General features: G+C 61.1%; 15 protein-coding genes and 1 pseudogene. 6 read left to right on the forward strand and 10 right to left on the reverse strand.

Translation table 11 applies throughout. The features are described from left to right. Window positions 1-63: 63 nt before the first annotated feature. Together CAF80_RS12960 and CAF80_RS12965 are read left to right on the forward strand one after the other, a co-directional pair. Window positions 64-1860 carry an acyl-CoA dehydrogenase C-terminal domain-containing protein gene (locus CAF80_RS12960; RefSeq protein WP_074692195.1) on the forward strand — a complete coding sequence of 599 codons (1797 nt, stop codon included), beginning with the start codon at window positions 64-66 and terminating at the stop codon, window positions 1858-1860. 184 nt (window positions 1861-2044) lie between these two features. Further along, window positions 2045-3823 carry an acyl-CoA dehydrogenase C-terminal domain-containing protein gene (locus tag CAF80_RS12965; protein WP_074692198.1) on the forward strand — a complete coding sequence of 593 codons (1779 nt, stop codon included), beginning with the start codon at window positions 2045-2047 and terminating at the stop codon, window positions 3821-3823. 227 nt (window positions 3824-4050) lie between these two features. On the opposite strand, the gene CAF80_RS12970 is transcribed toward CAF80_RS12965, so the two are convergent. Then, a complete protein-coding gene (locus tag CAF80_RS12970; protein ID WP_085667424.1) occupies window positions 4051-4980 on the reverse strand; it encodes a LysR family transcriptional regulator in 930 nt (309 codons plus the stop codon). 169 nt (window positions 4981-5149) lie between these two features. Between CAF80_RS12970 and CAF80_RS12975 the strand changes: the two genes are divergently transcribed. The 4 genes and pseudogenes from CAF80_RS12975 to CAF80_RS12990 all read left to right on the forward strand — a co-directional run bounded on the left by CAF80_RS12975 (window position 5150) and on the right by CAF80_RS12990 (window position 7479). Continuing rightward, window positions 5150-6433, forward strand: a complete 1284-nt coding sequence (locus tag CAF80_RS12975) for an aspartate aminotransferase family protein (protein WP_085667425.1) — start codon at window positions 5150-5152, stop codon at window positions 6431-6433. Window positions 6434-6685: 252 nt separating this feature from the next. Continuing rightward, window positions 6686-6883: pseudogene (locus CAF80_RS12980) on the forward strand (type II toxin-antitoxin system RelE/ParE family toxin); the annotation flags it as partial. 9 nt (window positions 6884-6892) lie between these two features. Then, the gene (locus CAF80_RS12985) at window positions 6893-7213 is read left to right on the forward strand and encodes a DNA-binding transcriptional regulator (protein ID WP_085667426.1); all 321 of its coding nucleotides are present in this window, start codon (window positions 6893-6895) and stop codon (window positions 7211-7213) included. A gap of 107 nt (window positions 7214-7320) precedes the next feature. Then, complete coding sequence (locus CAF80_RS12990; RefSeq protein WP_003228885.1) at window positions 7321-7479, forward strand: YqaE/Pmp3 family membrane protein; 159 nt, start codon at window positions 7321-7323, stop codon at window positions 7477-7479. Between the two features lie 3 nt (window positions 7480-7482). On the opposite strand, the gene CAF80_RS12995 is transcribed toward CAF80_RS12990, so the two are convergent. The 9 genes from CAF80_RS12995 to CAF80_RS13035 form a co-directional block, all read right to left on the reverse strand. Continuing rightward, window positions 7483-9291: a S9 family peptidase gene (locus CAF80_RS12995; protein WP_085667427.1), complete on the reverse strand. Its 1809-nt coding sequence runs from the start codon at window positions 9289-9291 to the stop codon at window positions 7483-7485. Beyond that, window positions 9257-10429 (reverse strand): pyrroloquinoline quinone biosynthesis protein PqqE, encoded by a 1173-nt coding sequence (gene pqqE / locus CAF80_RS13000; RefSeq protein WP_074692205.1) that lies wholly within the window; start codon window positions 10427-10429, stop codon window positions 9257-9259. The genes CAF80_RS12995 and pqqE overlap by 35 nt, the downstream gene beginning before the upstream one ends. After that, window positions 10401-10676, reverse strand: a complete 276-nt coding sequence (pqqD, locus tag CAF80_RS13005) for a pyrroloquinoline quinone biosynthesis peptide chaperone PqqD (RefSeq protein ID WP_007959876.1) — start codon at window positions 10674-10676, stop codon at window positions 10401-10403. Before pqqD ends, pqqE begins: the two co-directional genes overlap by 29 nt. Next, window positions 10673-11425, reverse strand: a complete 753-nt coding sequence (gene pqqC / locus CAF80_RS13010) for a pyrroloquinoline-quinone synthase PqqC (RefSeq protein WP_011336228.1) — start codon at window positions 11423-11425, stop codon at window positions 10673-10675. The genes pqqD and pqqC overlap by 4 nt, the downstream gene beginning before the upstream one ends. A 21-nt stretch (window positions 11426-11446) precedes the next feature. Continuing rightward, window positions 11447-12358: a pyrroloquinoline quinone biosynthesis protein PqqB gene (pqqB, locus tag CAF80_RS13015; RefSeq protein WP_039768057.1), complete on the reverse strand. Its 912-nt coding sequence runs from the start codon at window positions 12356-12358 to the stop codon at window positions 11447-11449. Window positions 12359-12442: 84 nt separating this feature from the next. Continuing rightward, the gene (pqqA, locus tag CAF80_RS13020) at window positions 12443-12517 is read right to left on the reverse strand and encodes a pyrroloquinoline quinone precursor peptide PqqA (RefSeq protein ID WP_003444522.1); all 75 of its coding nucleotides are present in this window, start codon (window positions 12515-12517) and stop codon (window positions 12443-12445) included. 159 nt (window positions 12518-12676) lie between these two features. Further along, window positions 12677-15103 (reverse strand): pyrroloquinoline quinone biosynthesis protein PqqF, encoded by a 2427-nt coding sequence (gene pqqF / locus CAF80_RS13025; protein WP_085667428.1) that lies wholly within the window; start codon window positions 15101-15103, stop codon window positions 12677-12679. A 38-nt stretch (window positions 15104-15141) separates the two neighbouring features. After that, a complete protein-coding gene (locus CAF80_RS13030) occupies window positions 15142-15936 on the reverse strand; it encodes a carbon-nitrogen hydrolase family protein (RefSeq protein WP_085667429.1) in 795 nt (264 codons plus the stop codon). A gap of 12 nt (window positions 15937-15948) precedes the next feature. Continuing rightward, window positions 15949-17631, reverse strand: a complete 1683-nt coding sequence (locus tag CAF80_RS13035; RefSeq protein WP_085667430.1) for an NAD(P)/FAD-dependent oxidoreductase — start codon at window positions 17629-17631, stop codon at window positions 15949-15951. Between the last annotated feature and the right edge of the window lie 95 nt (window positions 17632-17726).

Here is a 17726-nt window from a genome sequence, read left to right on the forward strand (position 1 = left end):
CAGTGATTGTGGGGCAGGGTGGCCGGCAGTAGGTTGAAGCAATCTGCTGAAGGAGAAGCCACCATGCCCGAATACAAAGCTCCCCTGCGCGACATGCGCTTTCTGATCGACCACGTCTTTGACTTCCACACTCAGTACGCGGCCCTCGGCGCCCACGACGCCAGCCCGGACATGATCAACGCGATCCTCGACGAGGGCGCGAAGTTCTGTGAGAACGTTCTGGCACCGCTCAATCGCAGCGGCGACGAAGAGGGCTGCCATTTCGACAATGGTGTAGTGACAACGCCTACAGGCTTCAAGCAAGCCTTCGCACAATACGTGGAAGGTGGCTGGCACGGTCTGGCGGCAGATCCGACCTACGGTGGCCAGGGCCTGCCAAGTTCGCTGGGACTGGTGATCAGCGAAATGGTCGCCTCCAGCAATACCTCATGGGGCATGTACCCGGGCCTGACTCATGGCGCCATGTCGGCGATTCACGCCCACGGTACCGAAGAACAGAAAAACACCTATCTGCGCAAACTCACCGCCGGCCAGTGGACCGGCACCATGTGCCTGACCGAAGCCCATTGCGGCACCGATCTGGGCATCATCAAGACCCGCGCGGTGCCTCAGGCCGACGGCAGTTATGCAGTGACCGGCAGCAAGATTTTCATCTCCGCCGGCGAGCACGACATGAGCGACAACATCATTCATCTGGTGCTGGCCAAACTGCCGGACGCACCGGCCGGGACCAAGGGGATTTCGCTGTTCATCGTGCCGAAATTTCTCCCGGACGCATCCGGTGAGGCGGGCGAGCGCAACGGTGTTTCCTGTGGCTCGATCGAGCACAAGATGGGCATCAAGGCCTCGGCCACCTGCGTGTTGAACTTCGACGACGCCAAAGGCTTCCTGATCGGCGAGCCGAACAAAGGCCTGAATTGCATGTTCACCATGATGAACCATGCACGTCTGGGCACCGGAATGCAGGGCCTGTGTCTGGGCGAAGCGAGTTTTCAGGGCGCAATCAAATACGCCAACGACCGCTTGCAGATGCGTGCCTTGACCGGCGCCAAAGCTCCGGACAAACCGGCCGACCCGATCATCGTCCACCCGGACGTGCGACGCATGCTGCTGACCATGAAAGCCTTCAACGAAGGCAACCGCGCGCTGACCTATTTCACCGCGCAAATGCTCGATGTCGCGCACCTGAGCGCGGACGCCGAGGCGCGTCAGCAGGCCGAAGACTTGTTGGCGTTCCTGACCCCGATCTGCAAGGCGTTCATGACCGACACCGGCCTGGAAGTGACCAACCACGGCATGCAGGTGTTCGGCGGCCACGGATTTATCCGCGAGTGGGGCATGGAGCAACTGGTTCGTGATTGCCGCATCGCGCCGATCTACGAAGGCACCAACGGCATTCAGGCGCTGGATCTGCTCGGGCGCAAGGTGCTGGGCAGCCAGGGAAAGCTGCTGCGCAACTTCACCAAAATCGTCCACAAGTTCTGCGCCGCCAACGCCGGGAATGCGCAGTTGGGCGGGTTTGTCGCGCAGCTTGATGGTCTCAATCAGCAGTGGGGCGAGCTGACCATGAAGGTCGGTATGGCCGCGATGAAAAATCCGGATGAAGTCGGCGCCGCGTCGGTGGATTACCTGATGTACAGCGGTTACATCGTTCTCGGCTACCTGTGGCTGCGCATGGCTCTGGTTGCCCAGGCGCAGCTGGAGTCGGGCGAGGGGGATGGCGATTTCTGCCAGGGCAAACTGGCGACGTGCGAGTTTTACTTCAAGCGGTTGCTGCCGCGCACCGCTGCGCATCGTGCGGCGATCGAGGCGGGTAGCGATTGCCTGATGAAACTGCCGGCGCAGTTGTTCTCGCTGTAACACGCCACTGTTAAACAAATGAGCCCGCTGATTGCGGGCTTCTTTATGATTGATTGCTGGTGACTAAAAATAACAAATCAGTCACCGCCTGACCCTATGTGTCGCAAAAGTTGTTGGGTTACACTCCAGCTCAACGAAAACACCCTTCCACGAATCACCTGTTTAGATCTTTGCGAGGTTTGCCATGGCTGACTACAAAGCGCCGCTGCGCGATATGCGCTTCGTCCTCAATGAAGTGTTCGAAGTCGCCAAACTCTGGGCCGAACTGCCGGCCCTGGCCGAGACCGTGGACGCGGAAACCGTTGAAGCCATTCTCGAAGAGGCCGGCAAGGTCACCAGCAAAAGCATTGCGCCCCTGAGCCGTGCCGCCGACGAAGAAGGCTGCCACTGGGCCGACGGTGCCGTCACCACGCCGGCCGGTTTCCCACAGGCCTACCAGACTTATGCCGAAGGCGGCTGGGTCGGTGTTGGCGGTGATCCGGCCTACGGCGGCATGGGCATGCCAAAAGCCGTATCGGCCCAGGTCGAAGAAATGGTCAACTCCGCCAGCCTGGCCTTCGGTCTGTATCCGATGCTGACCGCCGGCGCCTGCCTGTCGATCAACGCCCACGCCAGCGAAGAACTGAAAGCCGCTTACCTGCCGAACATGTACGCCGGTGTCTGGGCCGGTTCCATGTGCCTGACCGAGCCGCACGCCGGCACCGACCTGGGCATCATTCGCACCAAGGCCGAACCTCAGGCCGACGGTTCCTACAAGGTCAGCGGCACCAAGATCTTCATCACCGGCGGTGAGCATGACCTGACCGAAAACATCATTCACCTGGTGCTGGCCAAACTGCCGGACGCACCGGCGGGGCCGAAAGGCATTTCGCTGTTCCTGGTGCCGAAGTTCATGGTCAATGCCGATGGCAGCCTGGGCGCGCGCAACCCGGCGAACTGCGGTTCGATCGAACACAAGATGGGCATCCAGGCCTCTGCCACCTGCGTGATGAACTTCGACGAAGCCGTGGGTTACCTGGTCGGCGAGCCGAACAAGGGCCTGGCCGCGATGTTCACCATGATGAACTACGAGCGTCTGGGCGTCGGCATCCAGGGCCTGGCTACCGGCGAGCGCTCGTACCAGAACGCCATCGAATACGCCCGCGACCGCCTGCAAAGCCGTTCGCCGACCGGCGCGCAGAACAAGGACAAGGTGGCCGACCCGATCATCGTCCATCCGGACGTGCGTCGCATGCTGCTGACCATGAAAGCCTCGAACGAAGGCGGCCGTGCGTTCTCCACCTACGTGGCGATGCAACTCGATACTGCCAAGTTCAGCGAAGACGCTGCCACCCGCAAACGTGCGGAAGATCTGGTGGCCTTGCTGACGCCAGTGGCCAAGGCGTTCCTGACCGATCTGGGTCTGGAAACCACTGTCCACGGCCAGCAGATCTTCGGCGGCCACGGCTACATCCGCGAGTGGGGCCAGGAGCAACTGGTGCGGGATGTGCGCATCACCCAGATCTACGAAGGCACCAACGGCATTCAGGCGCTGGACCTGGTGGGTCGCAAGATCGTCGGCAGCGGCGGCGCGTTCTACAAACTGTTCGCCGACGAGATCCGCCATTTCACTGCAACCGCCAATGCCGATCTGGGCGAGTTCACCAAGCCGCTGAATGACGCTGTCGACACCCTCGACGAGCTGACCTCGTGGCTGCTGGACCGGGCGAAAACCAACCCGAACGAAATCGGTGCGGCATCAGTCGAGTATCTGCAAGCGTTCGGCTACACCGCTTACGCGTACATGTGGGCGCTGATGGCCAAGGCATCGCTGGGCAAAGAAGCGCAGGACGATTTCTACGCGAGCAAACTCGGCACGGCACGGTTCTATTTCGCCCGTCTGCTGCCGCGGATTCACTCGCTGAGCGCGTCGGTCAAGGCTGGCAGCGAGTCGCTGTTCCTGCTGGACGCTGCGCAGTTCTGATGATGTAACGTCATGTAAGCGATCGCTTACATGACGTGCTGCTGTTCTCCCATAGGCGTGGATTGGATCCAGAGCTAATCTACTTTCCATGGACGTCGCGCAGGAAGCGCAAAGCAACAACACGGACACGTAGGATTCTGCCAGGGTGGCGGAGTGAAATGGATGTCAGGGAAACAGTCTGCAAAGCCCCGCTTCGGCGGGGTTTTCTTATGCCCGCAGAAAAGTTTTCAGCTCAGCGCGTCCAGCGGCGGCGCACCTTTCAGCGGTTTGTCCTCACGCTGCATCACCTCTTCCAGCAACGTTCGCAGCAAGGCCAATGGCGCTTGCTGGCGCTGCACATCGCGACACGCCAGCCCGACCTTCAACGGTACACGTGGCTCACTTAACGGTTTCCACAGCAGATCCTGATCGTCGTATTCCTTTTGCGAGCGGCCGGGCAGCACCGTCGCCAGGCGGGTATGCGGCAAGCTGTCGAGAATCCCCACCATGTTGTTCAGCTCGGCCTGCACTTGCGGGCGACGTCCGAGGCTGGCCAGTTGGGCCTGCCAGATCTGACGGATCTGAAATTCTTCGCCTAATAGCAGCATCGGCAATTCGGCGGCCTGGCTCATCGAGACTTTCTTGAATTCCCGCAGCGGATGATCCGCCGGGATGACCAGCGTCAGCTCATCTTCGTACAGCATCACGCCGTGCAGCCCCGGCTGGCGTGGCGGCAGATAGCTGATGCCGATGTCCAGCGAGCCGTTGAGCAGGCGCCGCTCGATCTCAAGCCCGGTCAATTCATAAATCTGTACCACCAGATGCGGCTGGGCTTTGCGCACTCGCTCCAGCATTTGCGGGACCAGGCTGGTGTGCACGGTTTGCAGCACGCCGATCGCCAGCGTGCGCAGCGCCTGACCCTTGAAGTTGCCCAGCGCCTCACGCGCCCGCTGCATGCCGTCGAGCAGCGGCAGGGCGTGGTTGTACAAGGTGTGGGCGGCGAGGGTCGGCAGCAGGCGTTTGCTGCTGCGCTCGAACAGGGTGACGTCGAGGTTTTGTTCCAAGTGGCGAATCTGCTGGGACAGCGCGGGCTGAGAGATCGACAGGCGCTCGGCGGCGCGTCCGACATGCCCTTCTTCGTAGACCGCGACGAAATAACGCAGTTGTTTGAAATCCATAAGTAACACTTATCGAAAATGCTGAGAAATCGAAATGGCTCGACGCCGTGAACCGGCCTAGTCTAACCGCATTCACAAGGCTTACAGGGCCGGAAAGCGCCATGACCAGCGTTTGTTTCGAAAGTCTTTACATAGGCAGTTCAAAAAACCTCGATCGAGGTTTTTTTCAATGAATCTGTTCAGTTTGCGGCGCCAGACGCCGAGCCTCGATGACCTGGCTTTTGAAACCCAAGAATCGAACGTCGCTGATGGCCTGAATGCCGAGCGCCTGATGGCCAGCGTCGAGCGCCCGAAACAAGTGTTTGTTCGCGGTCAGGGCTCCTGGCTTTGGGACAGCTATGACCGCGCCTACCTGGACTTTTCCCAGGCCGGCGGCGCCAACAGCCTCGGCCACAGCCCTTCGGTGCTGGTCAAGGCTATCGCCAGCCAGGCCCAGGCCCTGATCAATCCCGGTTTCAATCTGCACAACCGCGGCATGCTCAGCCTTGCCGAGCGCCTGTGTGCCAGCACTGCCAGCGATCAGGCGCACCTGCTCAACAGCGGCAGTGAGGCCTGTGAAGCGGCGATCAAACTGGCGCGCAAATGGGGTCAACTGCATCGCGGTGGCGCTTCGCGGATCATTGTCGCCAGACAAGGCTGTCACGGACGTAGTCTGGCGACGATTTCGGCGTCGGACAGTTGCAACCTGCACAACCGCTTCGCGCCGCTGCTGCCGGGTTTCGATCTGGTGCCATTCAATGACCTGCCTACATTGCATGCGGCGGTGGATGCGCAGACCGTGGCGATCATGCTTGAACCGATCCAGAGCGATGCCGGAGTAATCCCGGCGACCGAGCATTACCTCAAGGGTGTCGAACGTCTGTGCCGGGAGCTGGGGATTCTGCTGATTCTCGACGAGGTGCAGACCGGTATCGGCCGCTGCGGCACCTTGCTCGCCGAACAGTCCTACGGGGTGCGCGCCGATATCGTCGTGCTCGGCAAAGGCCTCGGCGGTGGCGTGCCGTTGGCCGCGTTGCTGGCGCGAGGCAAGGCCTGCTGTTTCGAACCCGGCGAATTGGGCGGTACGCATCACGGCAACGCGCTGATGACCGCCGCTGGCCTGGTGGTGCTCGACAGCGTGCAGGACCGCGCCTTCCTCGAACAGATCCGGGACAACGGCCAGCATCTGCGCGAAGGGCTCGCCCGTCTGGCCCATCGTTATGAACATGGCGAGTTGCGCGGGCAAGGGCTGTTCTGGGGACTGACCCTGTCGGAAGACTCCGCCGAGGCCGTCGTCAAAGCAGCGCTTCACGAAGGCTTGCTGCTCAACGCCCCGCAAGCCGACTGCCTGCGCTTCACCCCGGCGCTCAACGTCAGCAAGGCCAACATCGACGAAATGCTCCTGCGTCTGGCCCGCGCCTTCTCCCGGGTCCGCACCGCGCAGCTGCAATGCCGCAAAGGGATTGCCGTCTGAGCTGAAGTTTCCCACCCGAATTCAAGAACCGTCTCGCGGTATAACGCACGCCCCACGCCTGATTCTTTTGGCGTGGGGCGTTTTTTTGTGGCCGGATTTTTCCATTGCGGTTTATTGCTTGAGGGACCGCCGCTGCAGTGTTTATTTAGCCGGCTTCGGCAAGGATTGCCGAAGCCGGCAGAACACCCTCGTCGAAAGACAGGCTTTGTAATCTATACCACTGAGTGGTATGTTTTTTTGGAAGGGATACCGATGTCGTTCAGGTTGTTCAAGACAAAAGGTTTTGCGATACAGGCCAGCAAAGCATGGATCACCGACGACGAGCTTCGCGAGGCTTTTGCCGAGATGCTTGATGGGCAGGCGGACAATCTGGGAGGCGGAGTCTGGAAGAAGCGCCTGAAAGAAAATCGCTACCGTTCGATCGTTCTGGCCAAAGGCGGGCGTTCGTGGAGATAACTCATGAGTAAAAAATTCAAGAGTGACGTATTTGAATCAGTGCACGAGTCGGCCAGTGCTCTGCATGCAGTCGGTGCTATCAGCAAGGCAACGATGCGTGAGTTTGATGAGTCGTGCCTTGCAGCGGTCCCGGAAGCGATTCCTGCGGAGCAGATCAAGGCGTTGCGTGAGCGCAACAATGTCAGCCAGCCAGTGTTCGCACGTTATTTGAACACCAGCGCATCGACCGTCAAACAATGGGAATCAGGGGATAAGCATCCAAGCGGAATGGCTTTGAAGCTGCTCAGCATTGTGCAGAAACACGGTCTGCAAATACTGGCTTGAGTGGTCTTGCGCACTCTGTCTGGCGATAGCACTGAACCCTGACAAACGGCACAGGTCGATTAGCTTGTATGGCTCAGGTGAGCCAACCCCCAATCAGGAGCTTCCCCATGGACTTTATCCGCATCATCATCGCCATTCTGTTGCCGCCACTGGGTGTGTTTCTGCAGGTCGGGTTCGGCGGCGCGTTCTGGCTGAACATTCTGCTGACGTTGTGCGGTTACATCCCGGGGATCGTGCACGCGGTGTACATCATCGCCAAGCGCTGAGTCTCAATCCGTCAGGCCCATCACTCGCTGGTAGAACCGCCATTCCTGCTCCAGCGCATGGGCCTGATTGGCGGCCCGGCGGAAGCCGTGACGTTCATCGGCGTAGTAATGCGCTTCGACCTCAATGCCGTTTTGCTCCAGGGCCGCGACCATGTCGCGGGTCTGTTGCGGCACGACCACGGCGTCCAGCTCACCTTGGAAGAAGATCACCGGTACGCGAATGTTGCCTGCGTGCAGCAACGGCGTGCGGGCGGTGTAGCGTTCGGCATCTTTCTCGGGATCGCCGATCAGCCAGTCCAGGTAATCGCCTTCGAACTTGTGTGTCGCCCGGGCGAGGGCTACCGGGTCGCTGACGCCGTACAGACTGGCGCCGGCGCGGAATACCTGATGGAACGCCAATGCACAAAGCGTCGTGTAACCACCGGCGCTGCCGCCACGGATGAATGCACGATCACCGTCGATCATGTCGCGATCATTAAGGTAGGCCACGACCGCACACGCGTCCTCGACATCCACCGCGCCCCAACTCAGATGCAGGGCCTGTCGATACTCTCGGCCATAACCGCTGCTGCCTCGGTAGTTGAGATCGGCGACGGCGAACCCGCGTTGTGTCCAGTACTGAATGCGCGGGTCGAGCATCGGGTAGCAGGCCGACGTCGGGCCACCGTGGATGAACACCACCAGCGGCGGCTTCACATCACCATTCGTGGCCGGGTAAAAGAAGCCGTGTGCTTCACCCGAACCGCTGGGGTAGCGCAGGGTTTGCGGGCGGCTGATGCGCTCGGCTGGCAGCGGTGCGACACCGCCAGCCAGGACATTCACCTCATGAGATTCGCGATCAATGGCGATCACCGCTGAAGGGCTGACCGGTGAGGCGGCAATGCAGTAAACAAATTGATCATCGACAGCCAGATGACGGAAGCGGCTGTAATCACCGGTGAAGTCTTCGCCGTTGAGCGCCAGACGACCGAAACCGCCTTCGCTCCAGCTCGCCAGAAAGCTTTCGCCGGCGGGCAGCCAGGTGCAGCCGCCAAGTTGCCATGGGGCTGGAGCGTGATCGGCTTCGGCGCTGGCTAACGGTTGCAAGCCGTTTGCCGACTCGACCCACGGTTGCCAATAACCAGCACGATCGGTCAGGCAGCCCAGTCGGCCATTGGCATCAAAACGCGGTTGCTGGATCGACTCTTCAAGGGTTTGACCCGCCACGCAACGCGGGGCGGAAAATCCATTGGACGAGCGCTCGGCGAGCATCAGTCGTGTGGATGTCCACGGCTGATGCGGACGGCTCCACTCGATCCACGCCAGGCGCTGACCGTCCGGACTGATGATCGGCGACGCATAAAAATCCGCGCCTTCAACCAGCATTTGGCGGTCGCCATTCGCCAGATCGATAGCCACCAGCCGATGGCGATCACCGTTCTCTTCAACGGCCAGCACCTGCCCGTCGGCGTAGTTCAGATCGCCATAACGACACTCGCCAGACGTCAATGCCACGGGCTGGCCATCCAGCGTCTGGCGATACAGCTGCTGATCCGCCTCGTTGACGAAAACCACCCCGTCAGGCGTCAGACAAAACGCCCCACCGCCATATTCGTACACCCGGCTGCGCACGCTGAAACCCGCGGGCGTCAGACATTTCGCCACGCCATCGCACCAATGCCAGATCCGGCACGCGGCGTCTGTCGGGCGATATTCATTCCAGAACAAACCCTGGGCGCCGAGCTGCAATTCGGCGAAGTCCACGCCGGCGGCAACCGCGGCGGTGGCGCTGAAAGGCTCAGCCTTTGGCGATGAGGCGCGAGTTTCGTTCATTGCGAAAGGCCAGTTGTTCGATGGTCTGGGTGGCGTGCTCGGCTTCTTCGCGGGCCTTGAGGATCACACCGTGATGTTCGGACTTGCTGCACACCGGGTCGGCATTGCTGGCATCGCCGGTGAGCATGAAAGCCTGGCAGCGGCAGCCGCCGAAGTCCTGCTCTTTCTCGTCGCAGGAGCGGCACGGCTCGGGCATCCAGTCATAGCCGCGAAAGCGGTTGAAGCCGAACGAGTCGTACCAGATGTGCTGCATGCTGTGGTCGCGCACATTGGGAAATTGTACCGGCAGCTGTCGGGCGCCATGACAGGGCAGGGCGGTGCCGTCCGGTGTGACTGTCAGAAACAGACTGCCCCAGCCGTTCATGCAGGCTTTCGGGCGCTCCTCGTAGTAGTCCGGGGTGACGAAAATCAGCTTGCACGGATGCCCTTCGGCTTCCAGCTTGGCGCGGTATTCGTTGGTGATGCGTTCGGCGCGGATCAGTTGTTCCCTGGTCGGCAACAGGCCAACACGATTGAGCTGCGCCCAACCGTAGAACTGGCAGGTGGCGAGTTCGACGAAGTCGGCCTCCAGCGCAATGCACAGCTCGATGATGCGGTCGATCTTGTCGATGTTGTGCCGATGGGTGACGAAGTTCAGCACCATCGGATAGCCGTGGGCCTTTACGGCACGGGCCATTTCCAGTTTCTGCGCGAAGGCTTTTTTCGAGCCGGCGAGCAGGTTGTTCACTTGCTCGTCGCTGGCCTGGAAACTGATCTGGATGTGATCGAGTCCGGCCTTCTTGAAGTCGCTGATCTTCTGTTCGGTCAGGCCGATGCCGGAGGTGATCAGGTTGGTGTAGAAACCCAGCTGACGCGCTTCACGGATCAGCTCGGCGAGGTCCTGGCGCACCAGCGGTTCGCCGCCGGAAAAGCCCAGTTGCGCCGCGCCCATCTCCCGCGCCTCGCGAAACACCTTGATCCACTGCTCGGTGCTCAGCTCTTTGCCCTGCTCGGCGAAGTCCAGCGGATTGGAGCAGTACGGGCATTGTAGCGGGCAGCGGTAAGTCAGCTCGGCGAGCAGCCACAGCGGCAGGCCAACTTCCGGTTTGGCCGGGACTTGCACCGATGACTCAGGCAAGTTCGATCCAGTGCTGCGCACGGGCAACCTCCATGAATTGCTCGATGTCGTCACCGAGCTCGGGCACGCCGGGGAACTGTCTGTCGAGTTCGGCGATGATTGCCGCGACATCCCGTTCACCGTCGATCAGACCGCCGATCAGCGCGGCACTTTCGTTGAGCTTGATCATGCCTTCCGGGTACAGCAGCACGTGGCCTTTCTGGGCCGGTTCGTACTGGAAACGGTAGCCGGGACGCCAGGTCGGGGTCTTGCTGCGGTCGAAACTCATAAGGCGATTCCTTTATGCCAGACCCGTTGATCGGTGACGCTGTGATACGGCGGGCGGTTCAGTTCGTAGGCCATGCTCATGGCATCGAGCATGCTCCAAAGGATGTCCAGTTTGAACTGGAGAATTTCCAGCATGCGCTCCTGACCTTCGCGGGTCTTATAGTGCTCCAGCGTAATCGCCAGACCATGCTCGACATCGCGCCGGGCCTGACCGAGACGGGTGCGGAAATACTCGTAGCCGGCCGGGTCGATCCACGGGTAATGCTGTGGCCAGCTGTCGAGACGCGACTGGTGGATCTGCGGCGCGAACAGCTCGGTCAGCGAGCTGCTGGCAGCCTCCTGCCAACTGGCGCGGCGGGCGAAGTTGACGTAGGCATCGACGGCGAAACGCACGCCGGGCAGCACCAGTTCCTGGGAACGCAATTGATCCGGATCGAGACCGACGGCCTGGCCCAGACGCAGCCAGGCTTCGATGCCGCCGTCTTCGCCGGGGGCGCCGTCGTGGTCGAGCAGGCGCTGAATCCATTCGCGGCGGATCTCGCGATCCGGGCAGTTGGCGAGGATCGCTGCGTCTTTCAGGGGAATGTTCACCTGATAGTAGAAGCGGTTGGCGACCCAGCCCTGGATCTGCTCGCGGGTGGCCCGGCCTTCATACATCGCCACGTGATACGGGTGATGAATGTGGTAATAGGCGCCCTTGGCGCGCAGGGCCGCTTCGAATTCGGCGGGGGACAGCGGGGTGTCGGTCATTGCGGTTCTCCGGGCCATTCGTTACAGGACGATGCTCATGCCGTCATACGCCACTTCAACATTGCGCCGCACCAGTTCCGCGCGCTCCGGAGAGTCTTCGTCGAGAATCGGGTTGGTGTTGTTGATGTGGATAAGCACCTTGCGCTGCTCGGGAAGCTGTTCCAGCACTTCGAGCATGCCGCCAGGGCCGTTCTGCGCCAGGTGGCCCATTTCGCGGCCGGTGCGGGTGCCGACGCCACGGCGCTGCATTTCATCGTCATCCCACATCGTCCCGTCCACCAGCACGCAGTCGCTGCCGGCCATGATTTCCAGCAATGGCGCGTCGACTTTGCCCAGGCCCGGCGCGTAGAACAATTTGCCGCCAGTGCCGAGGTCTTCGACGATCAGGCCGATGTTGTCGCCCGGATGCGGGTCGAAGCGGTGTGGCGAGTAGGGCGGTGCGGCGCTGCGCAACGGCAGCGGGGTGAAGCGCAGGTTCGGGCAGGCGGCGACGGTGAAGCTCTGGTCGAGTTCGATGCGGTTCCAGTCCAGCCCGCCGTTCCAGTGCTTGAGCATGGTGAACAGCGGAAAACCGGTGCTCAGGTCTTCGTGGACCATGTCCGTGCACCAGACCTGATGCGGGCAACCTTCGCGCAGGCTGAGCAGACCGGTGGTGTGGTCGATCTGGCTGTCCATCAGGATGATCGCGCTGATGCCGGTGTCTCGCAGGGCGCGGCCCGGCTGCATCGGGGCGAAGCTCTGAAGCTGCGCGCGGATGTCCGGCGAGGCATTGCACAGCACCCAGTTCACGCCGTCATCGGAAATCGCGATGGACGATTGGGTACGGGCCTGGGCATTCAGGCTGCCATCGCGAAAACCGGCGCAATTGACGCAGTTGCAGTTCCACTGCGGAAAACCGCCACCGGCGGCCGAACCCAGAATCTGGACGAACATGAACGCTCCATCATTTCAACGCTGAAAATAAAACGCCCCGGCGAGCCGAGGCGTTGCACTGCAGTGTTCTGCTTGAGGCAGGACTCAGCGGCTGGCGAAGTACATGGTGACTTCGAAGCCGATGCGCAGGTCGGTGTAAGCAGGTTTGGTCCAGGCCATCGGGTGACTCCTTTTTCAGGTGGGTGGGATAGCGCTATCCATAGGTATAGTCCACGGCAGCGCAGGGATGTTCCAAATAGTTAGGTGGCTATGTTACTCAAAATTTCAGGGGGTTTGCCCGTGAATCTTTGAGAAAGCTCCTTGCAGCCCCGGTAATGATCAATTTGCCGCTTGCCACGGTGCGCCCGGCGAAGGGCTGTTGGCCAGGACGTGCCAGCCGCCTTCGACGCGGATTAAACAGTCTGCGGCGGCCAGCAATGCCTCGCGGTCAAGCTGACTTATGGCATTGCTCAGCTGAATCAGGTAATCCGACGAGTGGCCGGCAAGTTTTGCCTGCCACAGAAGTTCGGCAGCCTCCTTGCCGGGCAGAATGCCGGCATCCAGGTGTACGGCAAGGATCTGGCGCTGCTCGACGAGGAAGGCATCATCAATGTTTTCGATCAGCGCGGGGATGCCTTCGATGAACTGTTGAACGTGATCGAGCAGTTGCGCGGGAGTGGCGGTCGGCGATTGCACGCCGAACTGCCATCCACCCTGGCCGTGTACCTGTCTGAAAGCACTGAACACCGCGTATCCCAGTTGCAATTCACCTCGTAGCCGCTGATAGAACGGCGTGTGGCACAGGTGCGCAAGGAAGCGCCACGCGGCTTCGCTGGGAATGTCCGGTCTGGCGGTCGGGCAGAACAGCAGTAATGCGTGTTCGCTGGAGTCGGTGTCGAACTGATCCCAGCGAAGTTGTGCGTGGAATGCCGGCAGGGTCGGTAATTCATTGGATGGCTTACCGGGAATGCGGCTCAGGGCCAGTCCCATGGCCGATTGGGTGTGGGCATCGAGACCCAGCGCCAGACCATCCCAACGGGAAGTTGTCCACAGCTGCTTGGCATCATCGGATTGCGCAACTACGGGCAGGCAACGCTCCGGCCATGCCTTGAGCAATTGACGGATCAGCATCGACGGCACTGGCGGCTCACCGCTTGGCGAGTCGGCATCGACCTGCGTCAGATATTTCAGCGCATGTTCCAGCACAACCGGCAGTGTGTCCTGCAGGCCGGTCAATTTCAGCAGCCACTGATTACCCGTAGCGCTGAAGGACAACTCCACCCCGGCCTGACGCGTGTCGTCAGACACCTCCCGCAGGCTGCGTTGCAGTTTCGCTTGCAGCTCGGCCGTGGCCGCCGCTTCCGTCTGCCAGCGCACATACACCGCGCCTTCGTCGCCGTTATCCGGCAGCGCCTGGCTGAATTGCATCGGCGAGCGTTCGCGGCGGCTGCGCGAGCGATCCTGAGCGAATGTGCGCAGGCCTCGGTGGGCGCTGGTCTGGCCGCGGATCAGACCGGCGTTGGCCAGCGGCTCGGCTGTGCGCAGAAGCGGGTTGGCAGCGGGCAGATGCCAGTGACTGCTGAAGTTATCCACAGTGCCGATTTTGCCGAGAATTACTTTGAGCGCCGTAACGGCCGCGTCGGACAGGCCGCTCTCGAGTTGTTCGCTGTCGAGTCGCGCCCGTTGCAGCGCGCCGCTGACCTGCTGCTGACGCTGAAACTGTGCCGAATATTCCTCCCGCAAAGTCGGCCAGCCCTGCTGGGCTGCGAAGAAGCTCAACCAGTCGAGAAGCTGCGCGCGGATGGCGTCGAGTGGACCGGATGGCGTCATGAATTGAAGGTGCAGCAAAGCCTGCTCAGCAAATTGGTAGGGCACACAGGCCTGTAAACCTTCCGCCAGACCCTGCTGCTGCAAATGGGCGAGCAAGCCACCGGGTTTGGCGCTGTTCAACCAGTGGCAGAGAAACGCCAGCGCTTCGGCTGACGACTCCGGTAACTCCTCCAACGCAAACAGCAGATTGCCGCGATGCTCGCCGGCCTGTTGATAACTTTCCTGCGCGTTACCCATCAAGCGTACGGGGGCTGCCTGTGCAGTTTTATCCCCAGGCGTCAGCGTGGCGGCAAACTGTTCGGCCAGCGTGCGCAGCTCTTCAACACTCTGCGGCCCGACCAGGCTCAGGGTCATCTGCCCGGTGCGGTAGAACTGCTGGTGGAAGTCTTTCAATGCCTGTTGAAAGTCCGCTTGCTCCACCGGCAGGCTGTCGCGGTTTCCGGCGTGGAAACCGCGCAACGGATGTTCCGCTGACAACCCTTCGAACAGCGCTTCTTTCTGCTGAGCCGCAGCATCCTGCGTCCACGCGACAAACTCCGCCTGCAACACTTCCCGTTCCCGCAACTGATCGTCCGGATTTATACGCGGATGGGCGAGCATGTCTGACAGACGCTCCAGCCCGGCGCTGAAGGACGCTGGCGGCAATTCAAAGAAGAAATCGGTGGTGCGCTCGCGGGTGCTGGCATTCACCTGGCCGCCGTGACCTTGCACGTAGGCCATCAGCCCTTGCTGTGCAGGAAATCGCTCGGTGCCGAGAAACAGCAGATGCTCAAGGAAGTGCGCCAGCCCCGGCCATGCCAACGGCACGTCATGACTGCCGGCCGCCACTCGCAACGCAGCGGCGCTGCGTTTCAGGCCGGGCACGTGACGCAGGGTCACGCGCAAGCCGTTGGCCAGGGTTTCGGTGTGGGGGCGGGGGTGAGTCGGCGCAGGCATGGGCACTTCCAGAACAGTGAAGTGCCAATGCTAGCGGATTAGCGCTTGTTGAGCGCGTCGTAAAGTTCGGGACGGCGGTCGTTGAAGTAACGGTTGGCGCTACGGGAGTCGACCATCAACTGGCGATCCAGCTCACCGACGATCAGTGCTTCATCCAATCCTGCCTGGGCGATGCGGCTGCCATCCGGCGCGGCGATGCTGCTTTGCCCGCAGTAATGGATGTCGCCCTCGTGGCCGCAATAGTTGGCGTACGCCACGTAGCACTGGTTTTCGAAAGCCCGGGAGCGCACGGAGACGTCGGCAATGAAATCGAAAGGAATCATGTTGGCTGTCGGCACCAGAATCAGTTCGGCACCTTCAAGGGCCAGGCGCCGGGCGTTTTCCGGGAACTCCAGGTCGTAGCAGATCAGGAACCCGAGCTTCCAGCCGTTGAGCTCGACGATGGGAAACTCGCCATCGCCGGCGCTGAACATCGAACGATCCAGATCGCCGAACAGATGCGTCTTGCGGTAATTGCACAGGCGCTCGCCGTTTGAGTCGATCAACTGCACGGCATTGTAGATCTGTCCTTCGGCGGTGCGCTCAGGGTAACCGTAAAGAATCGCCAGACCGGCAGCCTTGGCGATCCGTCCGACTTGCTGCGCCCACTCACCGTTGTAGACCTCGGCCAATGTCAAGACCGCCTCCTTGCCGATGTTGTAGCCGGTGAGAAACATCTCCGGCACCACCAGCAGATCGGCGCCTTTGGCCTCCATCGCCAGTTGATGCAGGCGCTGAAGGTTGGCGGCGGGTTCCAGTGGCAGTGGTGGACATTGGTAAAGGGCTACGCGCATCGGGGATTCCTCTTACTCGGGCAGGGCGATCGGGCCGATGTCGTTGAACACATCGCCCGGGCCGGGGTTCTCTTTATGTGTGGACCCGCCGAAGTGCTTCATGATTCCCCACACCGCGTTGAGCGACGTTTGCACCGCGCCTTCAACCCAGGCCGGCGTCCACGACACGTCGTCACCGGCGATGAAAATCCCGCGCTGCTCCGGCGGCATGTCGTCCTGCATGAAGTGCGCGTACATGCGCTGGTTGTAGCGATAGTGGCCGGGCAGGGCGCCCTTGAACGCGCCGAGGAAGTGCGGGTCGGCTTCCCAGGACACGGTGATCGGATCGCCGATGATCCGCGCGGCGATGTCGACCTTCGGGTAGATCTTCTTCAGCGCATCCAGCGCCAGTTTCACGCGTTTTTCCACCGGGTGCGGGAGCATCTTCAACGCGTCGCTCATCCACGAGTACGACAGGCAGATCACGCCGGGTTTGTCGTCGCCGTTGTCGAACAGGTAAGTACCACGGGTCAGGCGATCAGTGAGGGTCATGCTCATCAGGTCGCGGCCGGTTTCCGGGTCCTTGTCCTTCCAGAACGGGCGGTCGACCATCACGAAGGTCTTCGACGATTGCATGTAGCGCGTGCGGTCCAGTGCCATCCACATCTTTTGCGAGAACAGGCTTTCGTCGCATTCGATCTGGGTGGTCAGCAGCCAGCTCTGGCAGGTGGTGAGCACGGCGGCATATTCGCGGGTGTCGCCGTTGTTGTCGGTGACTGCGAAACGTCCGTCAGGCGCGTGGGCGATTTTCTTCACCCCGGAGCGCGGGGCGCCGTGGTGCAGCGATTTCAGGCTGGTGCCTTGCGGCCAGTGTACGCAGCGTTCCGGCGCATGACGCCAGATGCCTTGCGGCACTTGTTCCACACCGCCGACCACCAGGTGCTGGTGATCGTCGCAGTTGGTCATCACCACACGGAAGATTTCCAGCATCGAGTTGGGGAAGTCCGAGTCCCAGCCGCCAGTACCGAAACCGACCTGACCGAACACTTCGCGGTGATGAAACGACAGTTTGGCGAAGGCTTTCGATGTGGCAACGAAGTCGTAGAACGTGCGGTCGTCCCACAGCGGTACGAGGGTGTTCCACAGTTCCTTGAGGCGTGGCACGTCACGGTCGCGGATCGCCTGCTGGATATCGGCGAACTGTGAGCCGGCCTCCAGAGCATCGGCCCAGGCGTCAGCCACTTCCTGGAACAGTGCAGGAAGATCCTTCAGGCTCTGTGCGTAATGGGTTTTGCCTTCCAGGTCGATCACGGTGCTGCCGGAGGCCGGCGTCAGCGGGTTGGGGAAGGGCCTGGTCTCGAGGCCGAGTTTGTCGACGTAGTGATAGAACGCGGTGGAAGACACCGGGAAGCGCATGCCGCCGAGCTCGGCGACGATGCCGTCGGTACCGTTGAACGCTTGCGAACGCAGGCGTCCACCAAGCTTCGAGGCCTCATACACGACCGGTTTCAAGCCGAGCTTCATCAGCTCGTAAGCCGCCACCAGACCGGCGATACCGGCCCCGACGATCGCCACTTCGGCACCGTGGTTGTGCTCGGGAATGCTGCCCAGGCCGGCCGGGTGTTCGATCCAGTCGTCGAAGGCGAAAGGAAAGTCCGGGCCAAAAATGGTGATCGGTTTCTTACCGTCTGCAGGATGGCGATTGTGCTTGTTCATGGCTGACCTTGCTGGCGACCCGACGCTGGAGGCGCGTCTGAGTATAGGAAAAGATGCCAGCCATTCTAGGGAGCGTAGAACACGTTAATAAGACG

It is taken from the genome of Pseudomonas sp. B34(2017), assembly GCF_002112915.1.
GTDB lineage: Bacteria > Pseudomonadota > Gammaproteobacteria > Pseudomonadales > Pseudomonadaceae > Aquipseudomonas > Aquipseudomonas pharyngis.